The sequence below is a fragment of the Mycoplasmopsis equigenitalium genome (assembly GCF_024498255.1).
In the GTDB taxonomy this organism is placed as follows: domain Bacteria; phylum Bacillota_I; class Bacilli_A; order Mycoplasmatales; family Metamycoplasmataceae; genus Mycoplasma_H; species Mycoplasma_H equigenitalium.
Genome location: NZ_CP101808.1, coordinates 425,132 through 451,818 on the forward strand (window position 1 = coordinate 425,132; position 26,687 = coordinate 451,818).

14 protein-coding genes and 9 tRNA genes are annotated in these 26,687 nt (G+C 32.7%); 7 read left to right on the forward strand and 16 right to left on the reverse strand.

The features are described from left to right. Positions 1-37 precede the first annotated feature (37 nt). The 10 genes from NPA09_RS01980 to NPA09_RS02025 form a co-directional block, all read right to left on the reverse strand. Positions 38-113 (reverse strand) — tRNA-Phe (locus NPA09_RS01980). A 1-nt stretch (position 114) separates the two neighbouring features. Beyond that, positions 115-191 (reverse strand) — tRNA-Asp (locus NPA09_RS01985). 1 nt (position 192) lies between these two features. Continuing rightward, positions 193-269: transfer RNA gene (locus NPA09_RS01990), tRNA-Met, on the reverse strand. A 37-nt stretch (positions 270-306) separates the two neighbouring features. After that, positions 307-399, reverse strand: a tRNA-Ser gene (locus NPA09_RS01995). 1 nt (position 400) lies between these two features. Beyond that, positions 401-476, reverse strand: a tRNA-Ile gene (locus tag NPA09_RS02000). Between the two features lie 22 nt (positions 477-498). Continuing rightward, positions 499-575: transfer RNA gene (locus NPA09_RS02005), tRNA-Met, on the reverse strand. Between the two features lie 4 nt (positions 576-579). Next, positions 580-656: transfer RNA gene (locus tag NPA09_RS02010), tRNA-Ala, on the reverse strand. Between the two features lie 6 nt (positions 657-662). Next, positions 663-739 (reverse strand) — tRNA-Pro (locus NPA09_RS02015). A gap of 71 nt (positions 740-810) precedes the next feature. Next, a complete protein-coding gene (gene obgE, locus NPA09_RS02020; RefSeq protein WP_129721677.1) occupies positions 811-2,058 on the reverse strand; it encodes a GTPase ObgE in 1,248 nt (415 codons plus the stop codon). A gap of 29 nt (positions 2,059-2,087) precedes the next feature. Further along, the gene (locus NPA09_RS02025) at positions 2,088-3,245 is read right to left on the reverse strand and encodes an endonuclease/exonuclease/phosphatase family protein (protein WP_129721675.1); all 1,158 of its coding nucleotides are present in this window, start codon (positions 3,243-3,245) and stop codon (positions 2,088-2,090) included. Positions 3,246-3,423: 178 nt separating this feature from the next. On the opposite strand from NPA09_RS02025, the gene mraZ reads away from it, so the two are divergent. The 3 genes from mraZ (at position 3,424) to NPA09_RS02040 (ending at position 5,494) form a co-directional block, all read left to right on the forward strand. Continuing rightward, positions 3,424-3,858: a division/cell wall cluster transcriptional repressor MraZ gene (gene mraZ / locus NPA09_RS02030; protein ID WP_129721673.1), complete on the forward strand. Its 435-nt coding sequence runs from the start codon at positions 3,424-3,426 to the stop codon at positions 3,856-3,858. Beyond that, positions 3,858-4,763, forward strand: a complete 906-nt coding sequence (rsmH, locus tag NPA09_RS02035; protein ID WP_129721671.1) for a 16S rRNA (cytosine(1402)-N(4))-methyltransferase RsmH — start codon at positions 3,858-3,860, stop codon at positions 4,761-4,763. Before mraZ ends, rsmH begins: the two co-directional genes overlap by 1 nt. Before the next feature lie 251 nt (positions 4,764-5,014). After that, entirely contained in the window at positions 5,015-5,494 is a 480-nt protein-coding gene (locus NPA09_RS02040; RefSeq protein ID WP_129721669.1) for a PTS sugar transporter subunit IIA, read from the forward strand. A 27-nt stretch (positions 5,495-5,521) separates the two neighbouring features. Here NPA09_RS02040 and nrdE read toward each other — a convergent pair whose 3' ends face one another. The 5 genes from nrdE to rplJ all read right to left on the reverse strand — a co-directional run bounded on the left by nrdE (position 5,522) and on the right by rplJ (position 10,506). Continuing rightward, complete coding sequence (gene nrdE / locus NPA09_RS02045; RefSeq protein ID WP_165036216.1) at positions 5,522-7,663, reverse strand: class 1b ribonucleoside-diphosphate reductase subunit alpha; 2,142 nt, start codon at positions 7,661-7,663, stop codon at positions 5,522-5,524. Between the two features lie 32 nt (positions 7,664-7,695). Beyond that, positions 7,696-8,178: a class Ib ribonucleoside-diphosphate reductase assembly flavoprotein NrdI gene (gene nrdI / locus NPA09_RS02050; protein WP_256541805.1), complete on the reverse strand. Its 483-nt coding sequence runs from the start codon at positions 8,176-8,178 to the stop codon at positions 7,696-7,698. Positions 8,179-8,180: 2 nt separating this feature from the next. Further along, a complete protein-coding gene (gene nrdF, locus NPA09_RS02055; protein WP_129721665.1) occupies positions 8,181-9,269 on the reverse strand; it encodes a class 1b ribonucleoside-diphosphate reductase subunit beta in 1,089 nt (362 codons plus the stop codon). Between the two features lie 326 nt (positions 9,270-9,595). Beyond that, a complete protein-coding gene (gene rplL, locus NPA09_RS02060; protein ID WP_129721663.1) occupies positions 9,596-9,976 on the reverse strand; it encodes a 50S ribosomal protein L7/L12 in 381 nt (126 codons plus the stop codon). Positions 9,977-10,002: 26 nt separating this feature from the next. Further along, the gene (rplJ, locus tag NPA09_RS02065) at positions 10,003-10,506 is read right to left on the reverse strand and encodes a 50S ribosomal protein L10 (RefSeq protein WP_129721661.1); all 504 of its coding nucleotides are present in this window, start codon (positions 10,504-10,506) and stop codon (positions 10,003-10,005) included. Positions 10,507-10,784: 278 nt separating this feature from the next. On the opposite strand from rplJ, the gene NPA09_RS02070 reads away from it, so the two are divergent. Beyond that, on the forward strand, positions 10,785-12,320 hold the full coding sequence (locus NPA09_RS02070; RefSeq protein ID WP_129721659.1) for an NCS2 family permease: 1,536 nt from the start codon (positions 10,785-10,787) through the stop codon (positions 12,318-12,320). A 282-nt stretch (positions 12,321-12,602) separates the two neighbouring features. Continuing rightward, the gene (locus tag NPA09_RS02075) at positions 12,603-13,145 is read left to right on the forward strand and encodes a hypothetical protein (protein ID WP_129721657.1); all 543 of its coding nucleotides are present in this window, start codon (positions 12,603-12,605) and stop codon (positions 13,143-13,145) included. A 91-nt stretch (positions 13,146-13,236) separates the two neighbouring features. On the opposite strand, the gene NPA09_RS02080 is transcribed toward NPA09_RS02075, so the two are convergent. Continuing rightward, positions 13,237-13,312: transfer RNA gene (locus NPA09_RS02080), tRNA-His, on the reverse strand. A 532-nt stretch (positions 13,313-13,844) separates the two neighbouring features. Here NPA09_RS02080 and NPA09_RS02085 point away from each other — a divergent pair. Beyond that, positions 13,845-24,332 carry a lipoprotein 17-related variable surface protein gene (locus NPA09_RS02085; protein ID WP_129721655.1) on the forward strand — a complete coding sequence of 3,496 codons (10,488 nt, stop codon included), beginning with the start codon at positions 13,845-13,847 and terminating at the stop codon, positions 24,330-24,332. A gap of 153 nt (positions 24,333-24,485) precedes the next feature. Beyond that, positions 24,486-26,681 (forward strand): lipoprotein 17-related variable surface protein, encoded by a 2,196-nt coding sequence (locus NPA09_RS02090; RefSeq protein WP_129721652.1) that lies wholly within the window; start codon positions 24,486-24,488, stop codon positions 26,679-26,681. Positions 26,682-26,687 lie beyond the last annotated feature (6 nt).

Sequence of the window (26,687 nt, forward strand, 5' to 3'; positions counted from 1 at the left end):
GCTATAAAAAAAGCCCGAAGGGGCGATTTCCATCATATGGTGGCTCCGGCAGGAATCGAACCAGCGACACACGGAGCTTCAGTCCGTTGCTCTACCAACTGAGCTACAGAGCCATGGCGGTCCAGACGGGAATTGAACCCGCGATCTCCTCCGTGACAGGGAGGCGTATTAAACCACTTTACCACTGGACCATGGTTGCGGAGATTGGATTTGAACCAATGACCTCCGGGTTATGAGCCCGACGAGCTACCGAACTGCTCTACTCCGCGATGTGTAAAGAATTGGCATCTATTATAAATAGATAAATGGCGGGCAATGAGGGATTCGAACCCCCGCGGGCCGTGAAGCCCCTGCTAGTTTTCAAGACTAGTCCCTTCAGCCAGGCTTGGGTAATTGCCCTTGGTGGACCCAGCAGGACTTGAACCTGCAACCTACCGGTTATGAGCCGGGTGCTCTAACCATTGAGCTATGGGTCCAGTGTGCTGAATATATTCCAAATGGTAGCACCGAAGAGAGTCGAACTCTTGACCTTCCGGGTATGAACCGGATGCTCTAACCAACTGAGCTACAGTGCCATAATGGTGGAGAGGAAGGGACTCGAACCCTCTACCTCCTGCGTGCAAGGCAGGCGCTCTAGCCAGGTGAGCTACCCCCCCATAAAATGGTGAAGAAGACAGGATTTGAACCTGCGACCACTACGTCCCAAACGTAGCGCTCTGCCAAACTGAGCTACTTCTCCACGGCGTTGCATATTAAAATGATATAGCCTTGTAATTATAATATATTTTATTAATTTTTATTTAACTTTTTTTACTCATTTCATTCAAACTCATAATCGTATATTTTTACGGTATCAAGTTTCTTAATTCCTAAATTATATAGTTCATTTCAAACGCCCATTTTCTCTAAAATTTTATTAAAACGGAGCAAGTTGTCGTTAGAGTTAAGCGGAATTCGTTCATATCAGTATTTAACTTTTGAACCCGAAATGATAAAAATGTTGTTTTGTTTTTCGATTTTAAACGGAGCATCAAAACTAATAAATGCTTCCTTTACTTGTTCGTTCGGTACTTCCTCGACTAAGGCGTTTTTTAGAATTTGAAGCAATTTAGCTTTTAATTCATTTAAATTTTCTTGCTTAAGTGCACTTATTGGTGTTAATTCAAGCTTAAATTCTTTCTTAAAATGAGCGATATTTTCATTTGCGTTTTCTAAATCAATTTTATTCGCGACAATTAATGTTTTTTTGCTGCCTAAATTTAATTTATAACTAGCTAATTCCTTGTTAATCATAAGATAGTTATCTTTAATTTGTTGGTAATCAAGACTAAAATCAATAATATGGGCAATTATTTTACATCTTTCGATATGTTTTAAGAATTCGATCCCCATTCCTTTTCCAGCATGAGCCCCTTTAATTAAGCCGGGTAAATCAGCGACAACAAATGTTTCACCAAAAATTTCTACCATTCCAAGTTGGGGATCAATTGTTGTAAATTCGTAATTAGCAATTTTCGGCTTGGCATTGGTAATAACTGATAAAAGACTTGATTTACCAGCGTTAGGAACTCCTACAAAACCAACATCTGCCAACACTTTAAGCTCAAGTTCGAGTTGTTTTGATTCGCCAGGCATTCCATTTTCACTTAATCGTGGCGCACTATTTTTAGCAGTTTTAAATTTAGCATTACCTTTACCGCCTTTACCGCCTTTGCAAATCAAATATGCGTTTTCGTCAATTACATCAGCAATAAGTTTTGTATTTTCAAACACTTGGGTACCAAGTGGGACTTTTACAAAAACATCTTTTCCATTGGCGCCATAAAGATTTTTTCGTCCACCGTTTACGCCATTATTACCTTTAATATTTTTTTGAAAATAAAATTTATAAAGTGTATTCATCCCAGGTTCACCAACAAAAAAGATGTTACCACCATCGCCGCCATCGCCGCCATCAGGTCCACCTTTATCTACGTGCGCTTCGCGACGAAAAGAGATGATGCCATCACCACCTTTACCTGCCGTTACTTTGATTCGTGTTTTGTCGATAAATTTCATTGTTTATCTATTATATACATTATTTAGTTTTAATTAACATCGTTTTTATCAAGGTTAATTGTTAGAAAAACCGGACAATGATCTGAAATAAACTGGTATGGATATGATTCGGGATCGCTTGGGGGTGTTTTTTTGCTTTTAATAACATCATCGATTCATTTTTGATCAATATAACCGTCTTTTAACGCATCATAAATTTTAATCAAACCAGGATCACTGATTAATGCATCACCCTTATAAATCATTTTGTCATAGGGATTTGCATATTTACCAAATTTATTACCAAGCGAAGTTTTTCATTCATCCAAATCTTTGGAATAAAAAGTGTATCCTGCATCAATTATTGGTTTAAAGGTAAGTGCTTCTTTTCCTAATTTAATATTAGTATCACCCATAAAAATTAGTTCGTTATTTTCACCGTCTCACTGATCAAACTCGGCCATTGCCGCACTTAAATTAAGTGCTTCGTTGGCTTCTTGTGCGCCTATACCATCACTAAAATTTTCATTAAAATCGCTTGCTAATACTTCATCTTTTTTAGCTACACCAGGTGAATCAAAATGACTAAAAACACAAGTAAAATCTTGGTTTGTACTTAAATCTAGAAATTTAGCACCATAAGGTGGGCGTACATAAGAGTATTTGCTAGCACTAGTGTTTTTTAAATCGAGTAAATTACTTCATGGAATATTTTCGTAAAGTTTTTCGTCAATTAACTTTAATTTACTTGCTTTATAAATGATTCCCACATGTTCGCGTTGTTGCGAATCTGCTTCAAGTCATTTATTGTTTTTTCATGCCTTGTAATCCTTGCTAGAAATTGTGTATTGTCAAACAGAAGTTGGTTGCTTTTGATTAAGAAGTTCAATAATCGCGCTAACGCCAAGTACATCATCAATTTCTGTTAAACCAACAACATCGAAATTTTCTTTATCAATAATAGTAGAAAGCGCAATATTTTTTAATTCTTTTTTACCATTTTGATTTTTGACGTTTCAATGCGCGATTTTTATTTTACTTAAATCTTGTGGGTTAGGTAAAGGAGTTGGATTAGGGGTTGGTGTAGGTTGTGGCTTCAAATCGGGGGTTTTGGGGCGTTTTTGTCAAAAAGGTGTACAAGAAAAGGCCATAAATAATGGTGTTATTGCTGTTAAAAGGGTAAATGTTTTCCAAGCCTTTTGCTTCATATCGTTAATTATATTGATTTTTTGATTTTTGATGTTTTTAAGTTTTTGAGTGAGTTTGGTCTTGTTTTATTCATTTGTGTTTTCATAATTTTCCACATTTGCAAAAAATAAAAAATATTTTTGTGAGTTTTTGGTAATTTATGGTTTAATATTGGTAGATAGTGGGAAGGAGTGGTAAATGTTTTACGGCCAATTTGACAGAACATTCGATGATAAAAACCGTGTAATGATCCCTGCGAAGTTTCGTGAACAGTTAACTTCGGTTGTTTTTGTTAGCCTTGGCCTTGAAGATGTTCTAGAATTACGTTCAGAGGCAGAATGAAACAAGTTTGCATCTGAACTTAATTCAAAAAGTGAGTTTGATCGCAACGTAAGAACGTTTAAAAGAGCTTATTTTGCGCGTACTCAACAATTAGAAATCGATAAACAAGGCCGTATTATGGTTCCACAAACATTTATTAACCTTGCCGCTATCGGAAAAAACCTCGTCTTTGTTGGCGTTGGCAATAAAGTAGAGATTTGAGATAAAGCCAAATTCGAAAGATTCCAAAACGAAAATCCAAGTGAAAAACTGGAAACTTTAGCTCAAGCAATCTCTGATAAAGGATTCTAGTGAGTAGCGAATTACATATTCCTGTCTTATTAGATGAAGTTATCGATCAACTGAATATTCAAGAGGATGATATCATTGTCGATTTAACAATCGGCCTTGGTGGTCATAGCTCTTGTATCCTCAAAAAGTTAAATTCAGGGCTCTTGGTCGGTTTTGATAAAGATAACTATGCTATAGAAAAAAGTAGCAACCGTCTTGGCAAAATCGGACACAATTTTAAGCTATTTAAATCAGACTATCAACACTTTAACGATTACCTAGCACAACTTAAAATTGACAAAGTTTCTGGAATCTTAGCCGATTTAGGAATAAGCTCACCACAAATCGACATTCAAGAACGTGGCTTCTCGTACTTTCAAGATGCCCGCCTAGATATGCGAATGGATCAAGAACAAAAACTTGACGCGTATGAGGTTGTTAACAATTATCCTGTAGAAAAATTAGCCGAAATTTTAAATGCTTATGGGCAAGTGAAGCTATCCAAGCAAATTGCCAAAGCAATCGTAGAACATCGACCAATTACCACCACTGCCGAGTTAGCAACTTTAATCCGTGATACTTACCCAAATGCGATGACACGTAAGAAAAATTTAATCAAACCAATTTTTCAAGCCATCCGTATTGAAGTAAATAATGAACTTGATTCACTCAAAAACATGCTTAAGAAAACATTAAATTTCTTAAAAAGAAATGGCAAATTACTGATTATTACATTTCACTCCCTTGAAGACAAAATTGTTAAAGACTTTTTTGGTTCATTAATTAAACATAACGACCCCAAATTACCAGTTATGTTAAGTCAAGAATACAAAGTCAAAACTATTTACCCTTCGCAAACCGAAATCAACACAAACAAACGTGCGCGTAGCGCCAAACTTCGTGTTTTAACAAAACTAGTTGATTAATTAACTTGAAGATGGATTTCTAAGATAGTTAAACACATTAATCACAAGCGATGAAAAAGATATGAAACTTGTTTATTTAAAGAAGTAATATGTCGCTTAAAAACATTTGAGCATTTATCAAAAAACAAAGATAAAACCGTATAACCTTAAGATAACCAGGTTGGTTTGCAGTTTACTGATAAATCAACAAAAAAAGCAGGCTTTGGTCTGCTTTTTTGATTGTTTTTTAAATTCAATTACAATAGAAGTAAATGATTAAATGATTTTTTCTTTGCAAAACAAGAATATATTCACCCTGCGATGGTGAGGTTTTATCCTTAAAATTATTAAACGATCAAATCTTTTGCGAGGGACGCTTAGGCGAAGGTGTAATGATTGAACCAGATGGTGACGAGGTTACCCTCTATGCTCCTATTAGTGGCGTTATTAGTGCCATTAATGAAACAAATCATGCACTGATTATTTCAAATAAAAATGTTAGTGTTTTACTTCATATTGGTACACAAACTACCCAACTTCAAGGCCAAGGAATCGATTTACTAGTTAAACAAAATCAAAAAGTACGCAAAAGACAGGCACTTTTAAAATTAAATTTAGCCTACTTACAATCACATTTAGATTTCGCAGGAATTATTATGGTAGTAATTCCCGAATCAAAACGACACCGACTATCACAAATTAAATACGGTAAAATTCAAAAGAAACAATTAATTTTTAAAGCAAGTAAATAAAAAAAGTAGCGCTCGCTACTTTTTTTATTAAATCATACAGGTTTCACATTCAAGGTTTTCGCTACCTTCAAGTACCTCTTGACGTAATCTAACATAATAAATTGAAGAACATTTTTTAGTAAATGCTCGAATATATGCCTTGTTTAAATCACGAGTAGTTGCTTTGTCGGTCATAAATAAGGTAAGCGAAATGGCTTGATCAACGTGTTTTTGTGCTTCCGCAACTAAGTCAATAATTGGATTAGGTCCTAACTCGTAAGCTCCCTTTTCATAATATGGTAAGTTGGTATTGGTAATTTTAAAGGCTGGAACATATACCCGACCAACTTTCCCCTCTTTTCTAATTTCAACTGGTGCTACAACAGGTTGTAAACTTGGAGTACATGAGCTAAGATATGAAATTGAGCCAGTTGGTGCAATCGCCATTAAGTGTGAATTGGCCAACCCTTCCTTCATAATTTTTTTCGAAAGTGCGATTCATTCAGCCTGAGTTGGAATATGAATATTGGCTTTTTCAAAAATATGTTTTACTTTATTTGTTTTTGGTAAATATTCATCTTCATCACATTTGGTGTATTTTTCTAAATACTTACCATTAGCATATTGACTCTCGCTAAAACCTTTAAATTTTCCAAATTCAGATACCATTTTGTTCGATGCTTTGTAAGCATAATAAGCAACGGTGTAAAAGAAAATATTGGTAAAATCTAGGGCTTCGGGCGAATCATAATAAACACCATTAGTTGCAAGAAAACCATGCATATTCATTGCTCCCAAACCTAAGGCATGGTTAGCTTCGTTACCATTTTTAACGCTTGGTGCACTATCTAAATCAGCTTGTCGTGAAACAACATCTAGAGCACGAATTGCCCGTTCAACAACATTACTAAAATCGTCTGCTGATTCCATCATGTAAGCAATATTTAAACTACCCAAGTTACATGAAATATCTTTTCCAATTGTTTTAAATGTTAAGTCTTGATTAAATGTTGATTCGGTTGATGGTTGTGCTATTTCTGAACAAAGGTTTGACATTACAATTCGACCTGGGTGTGGATTACGGTTATTAACCGTATCATCAAATAAAATATATGGATAACCAGACTCGAATTGTAATTCTGCTATTGTTTGGAAAATTTTTCGAGCATTAATGTATGTTTTTTTAATGCGAGGATTCTTAACTAAATTATGGTACTCTTGCGTAATTGAGATATCACTAAACGATTTACCATACTCTTTTTGAACATCATATGGTGAGAAAAGTGCCATTTCTTCGTTATTTTTAGCTAATTCAAAGGTAATATCAGGAACCACTAAACCAAGTGAAAGCGACTTAATTCTAATTTTTTCATCCGCATTTTCACGTTTTGTATCAAGAAACGACATTACATCAGGGTGGTGCACATTAATATAAACCGCACCAGCACCAGGTCTTTGGCCAAGTTGATTTGCATAGCTAAATGAGTCTTCAAGTAATTTCATAACTGGAATTAGCCCGGTTGCTTGGTTCTCAAGATTCTTAATTGGTGCCCCAAATTCACGTAAATTAGTTAAACAAAGTGCCACACCACCGGCGCGTTTTGATAATTGTAAACTAGTCGAAATTCCCCGAGCGATTGATTCCATATTGTCTTCGACACGAAGTAAATAACACGAGACGAATTCGCCCCGTTGTTTTTTACCTGCATTTAAGAATGTTGGCGTCGCTGGTTGAAAACGACCTAGCATCATATCTTTGACTAAATTGTGTGCCCGTTCAAAGTTTCCATCACCTAAAACAAGCGCGTTCATCACCACTCTGTGTTCATAAGTTTCTAGATACTCTTGTTCGTTAAATGATTTTAAACAATATGTACTAAAAAACTTAAACGCCCCCATAAAACCAGGGAATTTGTGATTGAATGATTTTGCATACTCGATAAGTTCAACAACTTTTTCTGTTCCATATTTTGCAATTCATTCTGGTTCATAGTAATGATTTTCAACTAAATAGAATAAACGATCTTGTTCACTTTCAAATTTTTTCATTTTAGGCAAAACATGGTGCTTCATATATTGTTTAACTGATTCTTTATCCGATTCAAAATGGTATTTACCATTTATTTTCATACTTGCTATCGCATTTAGAGTGATGTATTCATCATCCTCTTTCATTAATTTACTGCTCATATAATTCCTTTATATTTCTGTTGTTTTAATTGTTATTTTCCTCAAAAATCGGTCAAAATTTGTCTTACTCTAGTAACATCGTCATTTGTACCACGTAACTCAAATTGGTAAAGTAATGGTACATTTAATTTTTTACTTAAAATTGGACCAGCAAGAGCAAATGTTTCATTAAAGTTGGTGTTACCTGAAACAATTACCCCTTTACAGTGATCGCGATTTTGTTTAACATTTAAAAATTTAATCACTTCTTTTGGCACGGCGCCTTCTTTGAATTCGCCGCCGCCACTAAATGTTGGACAAAATAACACATAGTCACGATCAACTAAAATAGTACCTTCAACTGGTTTGTCATCTTTATTAACTAGTTTTTTTTCGTATGGAATACGTAATGAATCTAATTTAAGCTTTTGGGTCACAAATGTGTGTGTATTTTCGGTTAAACTTGAATAATAAACACAAAGAATGTCACCACTTGGTTTGTCAATTCCTTTAACTTTAATAATATCTTTATGCATGATTAAAACTCCCAATCTTCATCTTCTGTTTCTTCACTAACTCCCATCACGTATGAACTTCCGTTTCCTGAGAAGAAGTCGTGATTTTCATCAGCACGAGCTGATAATTGTGCAAATACTTCTGGCGAAATTTTAGTTTCTTCATCGGTAAATGGCGACTCGTAACCTAAGTTTTGTAAAAACTTACCAGCATTATAAAGGCTGAAACGAATAGCGTCTTCTGCTAAACTTTGACCGTTTTCTAGCTCGAATCCTTTATAAAGTTCAGTTAAATATTTCTTTTCTAAATCGATTAATTTGTAAGTTAAATCGAAAGTGAATTTTTTCATTTCTGCTTGTCTTTCGGGTGTTGCTTTTGCCAATTTACGTTGGTATTTATAACCACTGTAGTAATTGTGGATAACTTTGTCACGTAAAATTAGACGGATAATATCACTGGTGTTTGGCAACTTGCTTCTAGCTGCTAAATAAAATGGTAAGTAGAAACCACCATAAAGTAAAAATCCTGGCATTAAGGCAGCAGCAACTTTTGATTTGAGCGGGTCACCACATGAATAAAATGGAATTAAAGCTTTAGCACGATTTTGAAGTGATTCGTTACTGATTACTCAATCGTGCGCCTCTTCAATTTGTTCGCTTGAACAAAGTGTCGAGAAAATTGTTCCATAACTTCGAGCATGAACCCCAACCATAAATGCAAAGTTAGCATAAATAACTTGTTCATGGTCTGTTAATCCATTTTCAATTTGTGCAATATCACAAACTGTAGCTTGAATTGTGTCTAATAAGGTAAGACCAGTAAATGTTCTTGTAATAAGTTGTTGTCAGTTTTCTGACAATGAATTTCATGATTTCAAGTCATTTGATACTGGAATTTTTTCAGGTAATCAAAAGTTTTGTGTTACCCGGCTTCAAACTTCTAAATCCTTATCATCATTAATTCAGTTTCAGTTAACTGAACGTAAACGGCCTTTGAATCCTTTTTTAACGTATTCAATTGGTGAAACCGATTCGTAATAATAGGCATTTTTTTGACGAATTTTGTCATTTTTTTGTGTTTTTGGTTTTAGTGTTTTTTTTGTAATTTTCATAAACCCTTTCTCCTTTTGTAATAGTGTGTATTATTATAATAATTCAAAAAACAAGATCTCAAAGTACTTCCACAAATAAAAAAACCATAAAAACCAAAAAGTTATTTTTTGCGACTTTTAAAGGCTTAAAATAAATTTTTTATTTTTTTTAAAATATTTTTTATCTTATTTTTTGCTTTGTGCTTGTTTTGTGTTAATGAGCAAAAATCTAACAAAAAAACATAAAAAATGGCGCAAATTAGGCACTTTGATAATTTCGATATTTTTTGAAAAATAAAAAAAAATAGATTACTTTGTAATCTGTAATCTATTTCTAATTATTTTAATTATTCAACTTCAAGTTCAGCTGTAGGTGAAAGTTCAAGAATTTTTGCTTTAAGCGCTTCTGCTTCTTCAGGTTTTGCGTTGTCTAGTAAAGCAACAGGTGCTGATTCAACAAGTTTTTTTGCATCCATAAGTGATAAGTTAAGTGCTTCTTTAACTGCTTTAAGAGTAGGGATTTTAGCACCACCATCTCCTTTTAGCATTAATTTAACTGTTGATTTTTCTTCAGCAGCCTCACCACCAGCTGCTGGACCAGCAGCAACTGCAACAGCACTAGGGTCAATACCAAATTCTTCTTTCATTGCATCAACAAGTTCCATTACTTCTTTGATGCTCATTTCTTTTAATGAACTAATAAAACTTTCTTTAGTTAATTTTGCCATGATAATTCCTTTCTTATCTATATATATTAATTAGCTAATTTATTTTCATCAACAAGCATTTTTAAGCCAATTGAAATTTGTTGAAGGGGAGCGAGTAGTGAACGGCCAAGAATGCCAAGCGCTTCTTCATAAGTTGGCAAGCTTGCCACCATTTTGACACCATCAGCATCGATCACTTTTCCTTCATATGTACCAGCTTTAATTACAAGCAACTTGTTTGTTTTCGCAAAAGCTGATAAAACTTTAGCAGCAGACATATCATCATTATTACTAAAAGCAAAAATTGATGAACCTACTAAATATTGATCTAGATCGTTTAATTTAGCGTCGGCAGCAGCTAATTTAAAAAGACGGTTTTTATAAACTTTGATATCTACACCGTGATGTTTTGCTTCACGACGTAAAGTTTGTAATTCCGAAACTTTTAGACCACTGTATTGTGCCACAACTAATGCTTTAGAATTAGCAAGCTTGTTACTAATTTCTTTCACAGTATCTTTTTTAATTAAACGAAATTTAGAGTCGGCCATGACGCCTCCTTTCATTTTTTGCAATAAATAAAAAACAAGAGATACACTCGGTAACATATTAAGCAAGGCTGTTACTGTCTTTATGTATTGCTTATCTATTATACAAAAATTAAGAAAAAAGATTTTTCAAAAAATAAAAAATAAAAACGATATTTTTTTAAAAATATCTATATACTTTACTAGTAAGGCAACGAGGATTGTTTTACGAAAATTCACACGAAACGGAAGTGGATTTTTTTATTTTTCGTTTCAAATTTTAAAAAAAAAGGGGTAGAAATATGAATCAAAACAACGATATCGACAACGATATCAGACAAAACAACCCTGAAAATTCACAAAATGTGAATGGTAATGGGGTTGTTACTCAGAAAAAACAAAGCTGAGTAGATCGTTTCTTTCGTTTAAGTGAAAGAAACACAAATTGAAAAAGGGAAATTATTGCCGGAATTATTACATTCCTTGCAATGTGCTATATTCTAGTTGTTAACCCAAGTATGCTTGAGTTTAGGGTTGATAAACTCGATATTAATGGAAAACCAATAATCGATGCTGTTACCGGTAAACCAGAAACAGTAGTTCTTGGACTTCCATGGGGTGGTGCATTTCTTGCAACAGCGCTTTCGGCTTTTGTCGGAACAATGGTTATGGGATTCTTTGGTAATTTACCACTAGGACTAGCTCCAGGAATGGGAATCAATGCTTTCTTTACATATGTAGTAATGGGTCAATTTAAATATAAACCAGAAGAAGCTCTTGGTGCTGCATTACTTGCTGGTCTTCTCTTCTTAATTATTTCTTTAACACCACTCAGAAGAATTATGATCAAAGCAATACCAAAGGATCTAAAATTAGCAATCGGTGCTGGAATTGGATTCTTTATCGCTTTTGTAGGATTACAAAATGCTGGAATTATTGTTAAAAATCCTGGTACTGCTGTAGCACTTGGCGATTTAACTCAACCTAAAGTTTTACTTGCATTAGGTGGAATCGTTTTATCAATTATTCTTTATTCAATCAATTTTAAATTTAACTTTATTGTTTCAATCGTAGCTACTACTGTTGTAGGAATTATTATTAATTATATTTACTACGCTGTAAATAATGGTGCGACTCTAGATGGTTTACCAAAATTTGAAGGATTTGATTACTCAACCTTAGCAGAATACAAAAACGTAATTGGTAAAGGTGTAGTCGCAATCTTTACTCAAAACTTCTGAAAAATTAGTTTAATTGGTATTTTAGTATCATTCTTGTTTGTTGATATGTTCGATACAATTGGAACTTTTATGGGAGTAACCGAACCATTAGGAATCGTTGATGAAAAAGGTGAACTTAAAGGCGCACATAAAGGTCTTATTTCAGACTCAATTGCAACTGTAGCAGGTGCCGTTTTAGGAACAAGTGCTGTAACAACTTATATTGAGTCAACTGCAGGTATTAAAGCAGGTGGCAAAACCGGACTTACCGCAGTTACTATTGCAGTTTTATTTGCGTTATCAATTCCACTTTTCCCTGCTATCAAAATATTTAGTACAAGCGCATCAACATCTATGGTGTTGTTCACTGTTGGAGCAATGATGGTTGTACAGCTTAAAAATCTTAACTGAGAAGATGTAACCATTACTTTACCCGCATTTGCAACCATTCTCTTTATGACACTAACATACTCAATTACAAACGGTATTGCATTTGGATTTATTAGTTTCGTGGTTATGCAAATGGTTCGTGGTAAATTCAAAGAAATTCACCCAATGATGTATGGTTTAGCGGTAGCATTTATTGCCTACTTTGCTCTCACAGCACTTCTCGTTTAAAAAAATATCGATGTAAAAAAAACACCTGTTTTCAAGGTGTTTTTTTGTATTATTTTTTTATATTTACAACAAAAATTCAATATTTTTTACTGAAAAAACAATATTTTTGTATTATTAAAATTCTCCCTTTTTAACAAATTGTTATTTTTATTTAAAAAAACCAAAATCAACGAAAGCAACTATGAAAAAACAGCAATTTTTCATATTTTTTTATTTTTTGACGTATTTTTACCCCTCCAGAATACATATATAGGTGGATATAAAAAAGAAAGGAGGTGAAATATGTTCAAAAATAAAAATGCACTTTATAATTTAATTAAAGATGCAACTAAACTAACCAAGAAGGAGGTAATGTCTATTTTAAAGCGTTACTCGGATGTTGATATGTTTCAAATGATGTTTGAAAACGAACCTAATATCCTTTGATTGATTGCAAAAATAGATCAAAATAATATGAAACAAAAACCCGAAAACGATAAATTCAAACAAATAGATCAGAAATTTGATCAAATTGATAAAAAATTCAAACAAATAGATGAAAAATTTGCTCAAGTAGATCAGAGATTTGATCAAATTGATAAGAAATTCGAACAGATAGATGAAAAATTTGTTCAAATAGACCAAAGATTTGATCAAATTGATAAGAGATTTGATAGCTTTGAGGCGAAATTTGAAGAAAAGTTTGAAACACTTACTAAAACCTTACTTGGTGCAATTGCTGGGGTTGAAACTAGATTATCAAATAGATTAGATAAAATTGAAAAAGATGTTGCCGAACTTAAAGACAGGGTTACCGTGTTAGAAAGTTATCATATGTCCGCTTAATATTTAATAATCTTCTGATTAACTTTAATTAAAAATAATTAATTAAAAACACCACTATTAATGGTGTTTTTTTGGTGTTCTTACAACATAATGGGGCAAGCGACGGGAATCGAACCCGCGAATGTCGGAGCCACAACCCGATGCGTTAACCACTTCGCCACACTCGCCAAATGTTATTTTATTATATACTATTTAGCTTAATTTATTTCTGATATTTTTATACGCCTTAAATTGGTATTGTATATATCTTTATAAAATTAAAAATTTATATTCTCATACCACCATTTGTACTTTTTTGGAGATTTATATAAATACGTTGTATTTGTTTATTTATATGTAACAAAAACATATTTTAAAAATATATAAAGTAAAAAGTTGCATCATTAGAACTTTTATTAGCATCTGGGATAAGTATGGAATATTAAAAAACAAACAGGTTGCTATTAACGATTTGAAAACAAAATAAAACAACATATGACTAAGTAAGGAACCAGTAAATCTAGATCTTTCTTTAGAATAAAACAACAGATTTTCAATGTTTTTTGTTCATTTTTCTTGATTTTTATCTTTTTTTTTTTTTTTTTTGGCAAAAACAATCAAAAAATAACCCCATATTATATTTAGAATATAATATTAATGATTTTATACTAATGTATATATAAAAATGATTAAACAAACGTATACGAGAAAGGACAAGATATGTCTAAGAAAAAGAAAGTTATATTAGGATTACTACTTGTTGCGCCTTTAGCAGCTGTAGCCGCATCAACTGGTGTTCTATATTGAAAACAACAAACCGAAAAACCAATTTCTGCTTATTATGAATTAAAACCCATTAAAGATAAAAGTGAACGTTTAGCAAGTAATGTTAAGCAAAATGAAATAGGTTTTATTAATTTCCCTCAAGATGCCACATTCACTGTAAAAAGTATAAGTGCTGATGATGGACTCGGAAAATTACAACTTCAAATTACAATCACCCAAAATGGTAAAGTAACTGAATTAAATAAAGAAGTTATTGGTTTTAAACCAGCATTTAGTTTTTTTGATGATTTGTTAAAAACAGAGCTCAAAACAGTTTCGACAGGAAAATTACCATCAAAAGTGTCATATCCTGATCTTGCTGCTTTTAACGCCGACACCAATAACAAACTTGGATACATTAATGAATTAGGTTACACATATAGCGTACAAGAAGTGACAAACATCGATTACAAGGGACAAAAAATTGTTGCTGTAACCGTCCAAAAAGACGGCAAAAGCATTATTACAAAAAAGTTAACCGTTAGTGGATTTAAAGCAATTTCTGGCAAAGAAAATGTTGAAAAAGCAGCAGAACTTTTCCTCAATGCTTCTACCATAACAAAAGGTGAGTTTTTACCAACTCAAATTAAATACGACAATTTTGAAGACTTTAAAAACGATGCCATAATTAATACTAATGATTCAATTACATCAATTGAACAAAAATTTGGAGTAATAATTACCAATATCACCAATATTGGCGAAGCACAAAATAATGATGATTTAGGTACAAAAACAATTAAATTGTTAATTACTCAAAAAGATAACCCAAGCATTAAAAAAGAAGTGCTTGTAACTATCAAAGGTTACAACACTAATGCAAAAGACATGGAAAAAGTTAATGCTGCATTAGCGCAAATTACAGATGACAAAATCGAAGAAACAAATGAACACGCTAAACTTAAACCTTCGCTTGTACAATACGTTGATGTCCAAGGTTTTGATGAAGACTTACCTAATGTACATATTTTAAAACTTAGAAACACATACAAAGTAATAATTGAAGTTGTTAAAATAGGAACAACAACTAAAGCAATTAACCATGATGATTTAGGAACAAAAGAAGTTAAGATTCGTGTTTCAAGAAACAATTCATTTAAAGAAAAAACCATTACAATTAGTGGTTATAACACAGCTGATGGGTACAAAAAATACCAAGAAATGGAATTGATCGCGCAAGCAAAAGCAAGATTAACCGATACTCCAACAATTAAAAACACCAACGATTTAGCATCAGAAACAAAATATACTTTATATCAAGAACTAGATGATGACATCGCTCATAATTTACGCGGTATTGAAGCTGAATTAGGTGTTAACTTTATATTCGATGTTAATAATTACGCAATTGATGACGATGTTGCGGGAACAAAGACAATTAAATTAAAAATTGTAGCAGGCGATACAACTGACTCAACCCATACATTCAAGATTACAAACTTTAAGCCTGAAAATATATACAATAAAGATCAGGTTGATTTAGCATTCGCAAATCTTAATACCGAAGCTTCAACAATTAATAATACAAACACTCTTCCTGAAGATGTAACTTATAACAACCTAGATCTAGCAACACTTGTTGCTGATACTGTTTTGGCGGGCAGTGGCGATACAATTAACTTATTGCGCGTTCAAAATACATATAAAGTTGAGTTAAATGTAACATTAAAAGAAAACACCTTGGATGGTCGCAAAATTTTAAATGTTGTTATTAGTCGAGGTACAGGTGCTAATAAAGCGACTTCTGGTGTTAAAGAAGTTGTAATTTGTGGTTACAAAACCAAAGCAAAAGCCGATAATGAAGCGGCTGTTGAAAATACAAAAAATGCAATTCTTCAAGAATATTCAACAAAAAATACTGAAAAAACTGCAGATTTGGATATTATAAATTACGATCTTAACAACTTACTAGCTACAGTTAACGATCCAAGTAATACTTTAAAACCAACTAACGGTGTAAGTATCAAAATAAATGCCGAAAACAATGATGATGGATTTAAAATTTTAACTTTAGAATTAAGTAAAGGCGAAGGGAAAGATGCCGTTACTGTCACAAAAGACATTAAAATTATTAATTATCTAACAGCTGCAGGTTATGATGAGAAATTAGTGGATGATACACTTGCTGCAATCAATAAGAAAACAGAAGATACAACTAAAACGCATCAAAATGAATTTATTAATGACCCATATAATAGCGACTTAGCATTACTTGATGCTGATACTACTTTCAACTTGCAAAAAATTGCATCTGAAACTGGTACAACAATTACCTTTACAACAAGTGATAATCCTGATGGAACAAAAACAATTAATGTTAGTGTAAAACGTGGTGCAACAACTAAAACTACTACCCTCAAAATAACCGGTTTCCAAACCGAACAAGACCATAATGATTTATTAGAACTTGATGCTGCCGCTTTATTAATTACAGCGCAAGAAACAATAAACAACAAAACAAAACAAGCAAGTGAAGTTAAGTATCTAGATATTAATGCGGTAGATACTGACATTGCTCTTGATTTACAAAATGATGTGATTGTTGCCAAAGGTTTAAGTGGAATTCAAATTGTTAGTGTTAACAATGGAGATGGTGTAAAAACCTTAAATCTTACCCTTACCAAAGGTAATGTATCTAAATCAGGAGTTAATCTTAAAATCACTGGTTTTAGAACAGCACAATTAGCTGCTAATTACGCAAAAGTTGAGAGTGCAATTAATCAAATTATTTCCGGAAAAGATGCTGATGTTAGTGACTTTTTGACAAAAAACTATAAATATAAAGATAAAACCGACCCGATTGCTACACTAGATGCTGGAATTCGTGAATTAGACTTAAATCAAATTGCACAAACAAATGGTGTAACACTAACCATAAGTGAAGAAAAAGATTTTGATGGTTATAAACTAGTAACAATTAATGTCACTTGTGGTGATGTACCAAATGTTGCCAGCGCAACAAAAGAAATTAAAGTTGTTGGATTCAAAACCCAAGCAACATACGATAAAGAACAAGCGGATAAAGCAGATATCGCTACAGTTGCTGCTGCAAAAAGTCAATTACAAGCAATTATCAATAACCAAGTAACAATTAATAACAAAGATTACCTACCAGAAGCAGTTACATATGTAACTCTTAGTGAATTTGATGAAGATATTGCTTTTGACATTAATTCATTAATGGTTAATGGGCTAAAAATTGAATTAGAAAGTTCAAGATCAAATAATGATTTAGGAACAAAAGAAATTGAATTATTAATTAGTAAAGGTGTTGGCAGCGATACGATTACACTTACTGTTTCAGAATATTTAACGACAGCCAAAAATGATGAAAACAAAGTTAATGAATTGATTAACTTATTACCTTCAAGTGTTAAAACACTAACTAACAAAGGTAAAATACCTAGTGCAGTGAATTACAATAACGAGTTAGCAAAATTAGATGCTGACACAGGTTTAAACTTAGTTAATAAAGCGGTGGATGGCATAAGTATTATAATTACCAGTGATACAGAAGATGCTGCTGCTGGTCAAAAAAATCTTGTTCTAACAATTACTAAAGACGCAACAACTAAAACTCATAATTTAACTATTAGTGGTTTTAAAACAACTAAACAAGTTGAAGATGAAAACACTGTAAATCAGGTACTTGGTTTAATTCAAAATGAATACGTAACAAAAACTCATACCCAAGTTCAAGCAAAAGATGTAAATTATGAAAGAAACTTTACAACATTCGCTAACGATACCGATACAACTTTATTAAGTTATCTATCCGTTCCTTATTTAGTAACAATTAACATTATCAACACTGAAGAAAATCACGATGGTTTTAAAAATATAACTTTACAAGTTACTAAAGGTGACACAGTTAAAGAAAAACAAATAAAAGTAACTGGTTACGCAACACAAAAAGATATTAATACAAAATTAGTGACCTGAGCTAAGAGTCAATTACTTAACACTTACACAAGCAATGGTAATGAAAATAAATTACCAAGCGCAGTAACATACTCAGAAATTCAAGACATTATAAACAACACTAATTTAGTTGTTGATAACCTTACAAGTAAAGGTGTAAAGGTTACAATTCAAACCCAACAAGATACAGAGTCGGGTACCAAAACAATTACGCTTAACTTAAGTGTTGGAAACGGCGCAGACGAAGTAACTGATACCAAAGTAATTAAAATCGAAGGTTTTAAAACCAAAGCTAAAGACGATAATGAAAAAGCTGTTGAAAGTGCAAAAAATGCAATTCTTCAAGAATATTCAACAAAAAATACTGAAAAAATGGCAAATCACGATGATTTTACAAATGAAATTACGAAGTTAATTGCTAGTGTCGAAGATGCCGGCAACACGCTTTCACCAGCAGGTGTTACTGTTAGATTAATTACCGAAACTAACCACGATGGTTACAAACTTGTTTCACTAGAATTAAGTAAAGGTAACGGCGAAGATGCCGTAGTTGTTAAAAAAGAAAATATTAAGATTAATGGTTATATGGCTGCAGCTGCATATAATGAAAAACAAGTAGACAAAGCAATTGCAAAAATTAATCTTAATAAAGAAGATGTTACAAAATCACATCTAAATGAGTACATTAATGATCCATATAACAATGTGTTAGCGTCGCTTGATGCTGATACAACTTTCAACTTACAAGGAATTGCTTCTGAAACTGGTACAACAATTACCTTTACAACAACCGACAATACTGATGGAACAAAGACAATTAATGTAAGAGTAACTCGAAATGCCACAACACAAAACACAACTCTTAAAGTTACAGGCTTCCAAACCAAACAAGATTATGATGATTTGAACGCGGTTAATAGTTCAGTTGCAAAAATTAGTGCTATCCAAGCAAATGACAGAACAACAACTTCACATAAAAATACATCATCATCAGGAGCTAAGTATTCTAATATTAATGAACTTGATACCGATATTACTTACGATTTAAATTCAATCATAACAGCGGATGGAACAACAATTTCAATTGTAAAAGAAGAAAATAATGATGATAGAACTAAAATAGTTCATTTAAGAGTAACAAAAGGTAAAGCAAGCAAAGAAGTAAAATTAGAAGTTTTAGGATATCAAACAAAAGAATACGCTGATGCATATAATAAATTTATGATCGCTAAGTCAAAAGTTTCTAGAAATCAAACTATAACAAGATACAGTCATTTGCTTGCAAATCAAATACATTACTTTAATGGTGGTCCTACTCCAGTTGATCAACTTGATCTAGATATTGTCAAACCTGTTGATAGAGTTAAATTTAGTGAAATTACCTCACAGTATAATGTTGAATTCTTTATAATTGAGGAAACTTCTTTTGCCGGGTTTAAAACATTTAAAATTTCTATTACAGCAAAAGACCCTATACTTAAAAATATGTCAGATACTCTTGAAATAAGCGTCAATGGTTTTGCAACACATGATCAGCTTTTTGCAAAAGAAAATGCTGAGAAAGTTGAAAGAATTAGAGCATATATCGCGGCCAATAATAATCAAATAACTAAGAAATACAAAAATTCGACGATGGGTGAGGCATTTAAAATTTACACTAAAGATGTTGAAAGTATTTACGAGATTGTAAAAGATACAGAACTAAAATTATATGATGAATTAAGAAAACCCGAAAACGCCAATGTTAGTGTAAAAATAAATATGAATAACAGCAAGTATGGAACAAATCATGGTCAAATGTTTATGCTTATTTCATTCACAATTCAATGTTATGATGCACAAGCAACTGAAACAATTTCAGTTAGCGGATTCATGCCAGAATATGAAAAAGCAATTAATGAAGCGGTTAAGTCATTACCAACAACAGTATCAACCATTAACAATAAAAGTAAACTTCCTTCTGCTACGAATTACTCTAATAATTTAACATTATTGGATGCTGATACAGGTTTAAATTTATCAACAAAACTTGCTAATTACTCAAGTTTATACAACATTACTTTTAGCGAAATTTCGAACAATGATGCCGCTGGTACAAAAGAGATCGAGATCACTTTTACAGACAATGACTATTACAATCACTACACCAAAACTCATAGACTTACAATTACTGGTTTCACAACAACTAAACAAATCGAAGATGAAAAAACAGTAAATGAAGTAATTAATTTAATTGAAAATGAATACGTAACAATTAACAATAAAGAAAAACAAGCAAAAGATGTAAATTACCACAGAAACTTTACAACCCTTGCTAATGACACCAACCCTGTATTGTTAAGTTACTTAGAAGCGCCTAAATCTGTCGAAATTAGTATCATCAACACTGAAGATAATCACGATGGTTTTAAAAATATAACTCTACAAGTTACTAAAGGCGACTCAGTTGAAGAAAAACAAATAAAAGTAACTGGTTACGCAACACAAAAAGATATCAACACAAAATTAGTAGCTTGAGCAAAAAATCAATTATTAGATACTTACACAAGCAACGGTAACGAAAACAAATTACCAAATGCATTAACATACAACACAATCCAAGAAATTGTAAACAACACTAATTTAGTTGTTGATAACCTTACAAGTAAAGGTGTAAAGGTTACAATTCAAACCCAACAAGATACAGAGTCGGGTACCAAAACAATTGCGCTTAACTTAAGTGTTGGAAGTGGTGCAGACGAAGTAACTGATACCAAAGTAATTACAATCGAAGGCTTTAAAACCAAAGCTAAAGACGATAATGAAAAAGCTGTTGAAAGTGCGAAAAATGCAATTCTTCAAGAATATTCAACAAAAAATACTGAAAAAATGGCAAATCAGGATGATTTTGCAAATGAAATTGCGAAGTTAATTGCTAGTGTCGAAGATGCTGGCAACACGCTTTCACCAGCAGGTGTCACTGTTAGATTAATTACCGAAACTAACCACGATGGTTACAAACTTGTTTCACTAGAACTAAGTAAAGGTAACGGCGAAGATGCCGTAGTTGTTAAAAAAGAAAATATTAAGATTAATAGTTATATGACCGCTGCTGCATATGATGCAAAACAAGTGGACAAAGCAATTGCAAAAATTAATCTTAATAAAGAAGATGTTACAAAATCACATCTAAATGAGTACATTAATGATCCATATAACAATGTGTTAGCGTCGCTTGATGCTGATACAACTTTCAACTTACAAGGAATTGCTTCTGAAACTGGTACAACAATTACCTTTACAACAAGTGATAATCCTGATGGAACAAAGACAATTAATGTAAGTGTAAATCGGGGAGCTTCAACACAAAACACAACTCTTAAAGTTACAGGATTCCAAACCAAACAAGATTATGATGATTTACAAGTTCTTGAAGCAGCATCTAACCTCTTTACCGACCAAGTTACAATCAACAATCAAGATATTCAAACATCACAAATTACATACCAAAATCTTCAAGATGTTGACGATGATACCCCACTTAATATTCAAGTAGATATTATTGAAGCTAAAGCACTTAAAGGTATCGAAGTTATTAACATCACTAACGAAGATGGATATAAACTTGTAAACCTTAGATTATTAAAAGGTAATGTAACAAAAGAAGTAAGTTTTAAAGTAACTGGCTTTAGAACAGCACTTCAAGTCCTAAACCACAATCAAGTTGCTGAAGCACTTGCTAAACTTGTTCATGGAACAGATACAAATGTTAGTCACTCACTAACAAAAGATTATAAATATACAACTCAAAGTGATCCAATCACTACCCTTGATGCTGGTGTTAATGAAATGAACCTAGCAGAAATCATTCAAACTCATGGTGTTAGTCTTGTAATAACAAATGAAGCAGATTTTGATGGTTATAAAGTCTTGACGATCAAGGTTTCACGTGGTAGTGGTCTTGACCTAGCAACAACAACTAAGGAAATTAAAATTTCTGGTTTTAAAACCAACGCAATTCACGAACAAGAATTACGTGATGAAGCTAATCGTCAAGCCGTAGCACAAGTTAAAACACAACTTCAAACAATCATTAACAATCGAGTTACAAAATTCAATAAGGATAAACTTCCAAGCACAGTGACTTATACTAACATCAATAAACTTGATGAAGATATCGACTTTGATCTTCTAGCATTAATGACTGATGGCTTAACAATTCGTTTAGGAACAACTAGTCATAATGATGATGCCGGAAGCAAGACAATTGAATTATTAATTGATAAAGGTGCAGGTAGTGATAAAGTTTCAATTGAAGTTACAGGTTATTTAACAACTACTCAAGATAATCTAAACAAGATCAATGAATTAATTAGTTCATTGCCTACAAGCGTCCAAACACAAAACCATAAGGGACAGTTATTAAGTACAGCAAACTATAATAATGATTTAGCAGCACTTGATGCTGATACTGCCATAAATCTAAGTGCAAAGGTTGCTGAAGGCTTTGAAATTACAATTGTTCAAGATAATCCTGATGAGCCTAATGGTCAAAGAAATCTTGTAATTAGCATTAAAAAAGGTGCAGCAACAAGTAATTACAACTTGAGTGTAACCGGCTTTAAAACAACTCAACAAATTAACGATGAAAATGCTGTTAATACTGTTGTTAACACAATCAAAGCACAGTATGATACTATTAGTCATAAATCACAAGAAACTAAAGATGTAACCTATAACAAAGACTTTAATACCTTTGCTAACGATACAGATACTGCCTTATTAGCATTCTTAGGCGCACCACAAAATGTCGAAATTACAGTTCTTAATGAAGAAAACTTTGATGGTTACAAAAATATCACTTTACAAATAAGCAAAGGTAATGCCATAAGTCAAAAACAAGTAAAAGTTACTGGCTTCTTAACCAAAAAGCAAGCAAATGCTAAACTGCTTGAATGGGCAGTTAATGAACTTGCTAATACTTACACAAGCAATAATAAAAAAGTTAACTTGCCTTCAGAAGTAACTTATGCAACACCAAACAATATCGTAAACGATACCGACTTATTACTTGATCGTTTAGAAGCAAGAGGAATTACCTTTAGTATTACTCATCAAGAAAATACCGATTTTGGAACCAAAATAATTACCCTTGGACTTAGCGTTGGCGAAGGCGCAAATCTTGTAACAAACACTAAACAAATCACAATTGAAGGCTTCAAAACCAAGGCTAAAGCGAACAACGAACTAGCTGTTGATGCAGTACTTAATGAAATTAAAGATGGTAAAACAAGTCAGTTTGGTAATCTTCTAGTAACCTCGGCAACTTATAACAATAGTTACAAAGAACTTGATGCCGACTTAACAAATCAATCATGAGATCAAGCGATCGCAACTCATGGCGTGACCGTACTTTTAGTTGATGAAATCACCAACGAAAATATTGATGAAGGAACTAAACAAGCTACGCTTCAAGTAAGAAGAGGAACTGGTCTTGATGCGGTAATTAAAAATAAAACTATTACTATTAGTGGCTTTATTAAATTCGGTCAAAAAGATGTTAACGACACTGCATCTTCGCTTGAAATTAGACTTAATAATAATGGCGCTTATACTGAACAAATGTATCACATTAACGACCCAAGTCAAGTTAAACAATCAGATATTCACTTCGTTAAAGGTCAAAGAAGTTCACAAATACTTGATGCTAAATACCACATTACCATTATTAGTACCAACCCAAGAGATGATGATCGTTTACTTGAAGTAACTTACAAAGTAAGTGCTGAACATAAAGGCACCAACTATACATCACATCGGATCACAAAAACCGTTGCAACTGAAAACCCTGGTAATGTAATTAATCGTGTCTTTGCTAAAACAGAATTTGGTTATGCAAAAATGGAAATTCCACTTTGAGCTAAAGGATTAGGAATTGGACTAACTGGAATTCACTTCCACTTAAACAGATACCCTAACCAAACCCCAGCCCCACTAGAATTTGGCTATGTTAATGATGCTAAAGTTAAGGGTATGCGTGTTTCATTCGAAGACTGACAATTCACACGTGAAAAATACTTAAATAAAGAAAAACCTGCCATAGCGCGCGAATTTGTTAGAATCGATGGCAAAAAAGTTGTATTTAATAAAAAACCAAGATCATTCTTTGGTGATGCTCCTGTCTTTGGTGGACGTGCTTCTTCTAACGGTGGTTTAAGAAATGGTATGCCATACGATTTAACTCTTGAGTGAACCGGTGAACACACTGTTAACTGACAACTAAATGTTAACGTGCGTTACGAATACCGTGGTCTAGTTGTTTATAAATCGCTTGTCTCGGGAATTGTAATTCTTGATGGAAAAACACAAGATCAATTCGCTAGATACCAAGACACACCTGGTTATGGTTATTACCCATTCTGAAACAATGATGTAACCAAACAAGATGGCAAATTCGTTAAAGACAATAAGTTCTCAAATTAATAATTAAAAACCGCTATAATTGGTGGTTTTATTTATTTTTTCCGAAAATATGCCATTTTTTGCTTATTAAATAGAGTGTTGTAGCCTAAATAATAATATTACACGTATAATATATAATGAAATATTTTATAAATAAGAAATTAAAGGAACTTTATGACGAAAAAATGATGATTTTTACTTACTACAAGCACCGCATTAATTCCTGCCATTAGTGTTACTAGTTGTAATAATAATCACAGTGAAGAGGGCACTATAAGTACTGAACCAAATATCGATCGGGCTTTAATGCAATTAATTAACTCTGAGACTAAAAATCACAAAACCTTATATCCAAGTATGGTTGATTATAAAGATATTAATGAGCTTGATGAGGACATCAAGCTTAGTTTAAATCGAATCGCCAGAAACAACCACGTTAAAATCACAATTGAAAAAATCACGCCAGTTGATATCGATGGATTGATTCATATTAAATTAAATATCTCTAGACCAGACAATAGCCCCTATGAAATCGAAAGCAGAACCAAGGATATTACTATTAGCGGCTTTAAGAAAAAAGATAAATCTACACCATTAACTTTAAGCGATCAAGAAAGTGTTGATCGTGCTTTTGATTTGGTTACTAACACAAGAATTAAAGATGATAGAAGAAAATATCTAGCCAGCGAAAGTAAGTTTGCTGGTTATGTAGCTTGAGTAAATGAAATCGAGCTTGATCTTAATACCATTTGCCAAACATATGGTGTGAAAATCGTAACCGACAGGGAACAACCAGTTAATCCCGATAACAATGACAATGGTATTAAAACCTTAAATCTTATTATTTCTAAAAATAAAGTAAGCCGCAAGAAAACAATTGAAATTAGTAACTTTGTTACAAATAATGAAATAAAAACAAAACAAAAACTTGAAATATTAACTCGTTTTGCAAATTATTTTAGATATCCTGCGCTCGAAAAAGAAAAAAATACACGCTTTGCGTCACAAATAGTTGGCGATGTGCTTGTTCTTGATAAACTAATGGATTTAGTTGTTATTCCGCAAGAAGGCGTTATATCCAATGCACCAAAAATGTCAGTAATGGTTGAATGATTAAAACAAACATTTAAAGAATTTGAAAACATTCAAATCGCCATTAATGAAACTCAACCCGAACCAATGGCTATGGATGATTTGGGTTTAATTAATTTCTCACTTTTATTCACGTTAGATGGTACTCAACATTCTCAAACCTGTGCTATTCGCAACGTCTTAACGCCAAAACAAGCACATAATGCGGCCGTTACTGCAGCAATTAATGGCGCAGCAGAAGATTTAAATAATCTTTACAATACACCCGATTCTTTCTCGTATGATTTATCACTAAAAACAAAAAATCATAAAAACCATTACCCTTCGGAAGTTAATTACCAAAATATTGATGAATTAGCGCAAGATACTGGTGTTGATTTTGGTGCAATAGCAAAAAAACATAAGGTTAAGATTACACTTAGTCCTTATGTTCCTGAGCGCTCTTATGATTTAGATTCTTTAAGTGAAGACTATGCGATGCCAAATCCTTCACAGTATGACCAAAAAACCGCTTACAAATTGGTTTCTATTGACATTTCTGCTGGTTCATACGATAAAAATATTATTTGTCGTGTTTTTGATTTTAAAACAAAAACATATACTCCTGAAGAAAAAGAAAATATCAAACAGGTGAATAAAATTATTACAACTATTGAAGAAAAATTTAATAAGAATAATTTCGATAATTCCCCAACCAATGCACCTTCAGTACTAGCCACAACAAAACTCTTTAAAGATACCTTACCACAAGATATGATTTATACAAAAGATAAATTTAAAGAGGACTTTGCTGTTGATTTAAATGTGCTTGAAGTGCAATATGGCGCACAAATCAGTTTTGTTGCTTGAAAAGAAACCCCTGAAATTTATAGTCATCAAGAATTTGATGAATATAAAGGCTGAACGCGCTTTGGACTTAAAATTTCAAAAGGGATCGCAACCAAACACATTAAGTTCCAGGTTCTAGGTTTTGTTCGCAGACTAGATTTATTCGCTGAACAATTTGAACTTAGTTTAAGTAATGGTGGCGAAATTGTTGACGGAAGTTATACTGGTATTAATCCAAGCGGCGTAAAAGAAAGAGATATTGTCTTTAAGGTTCACGATGACGCCGATCCTTACTTTACAAATGTGGAAGAACATAAAAAACCAATCGCTACGGTTTTAGAAATTATCCCTGATGATGCAAATAAAACATTAACTGTTGTCTATTACATTATGTTTGAATACCAAACCTCACGTCCTGTTACACAAACAATCAAAACCTACAAAAGTTAAAACTTA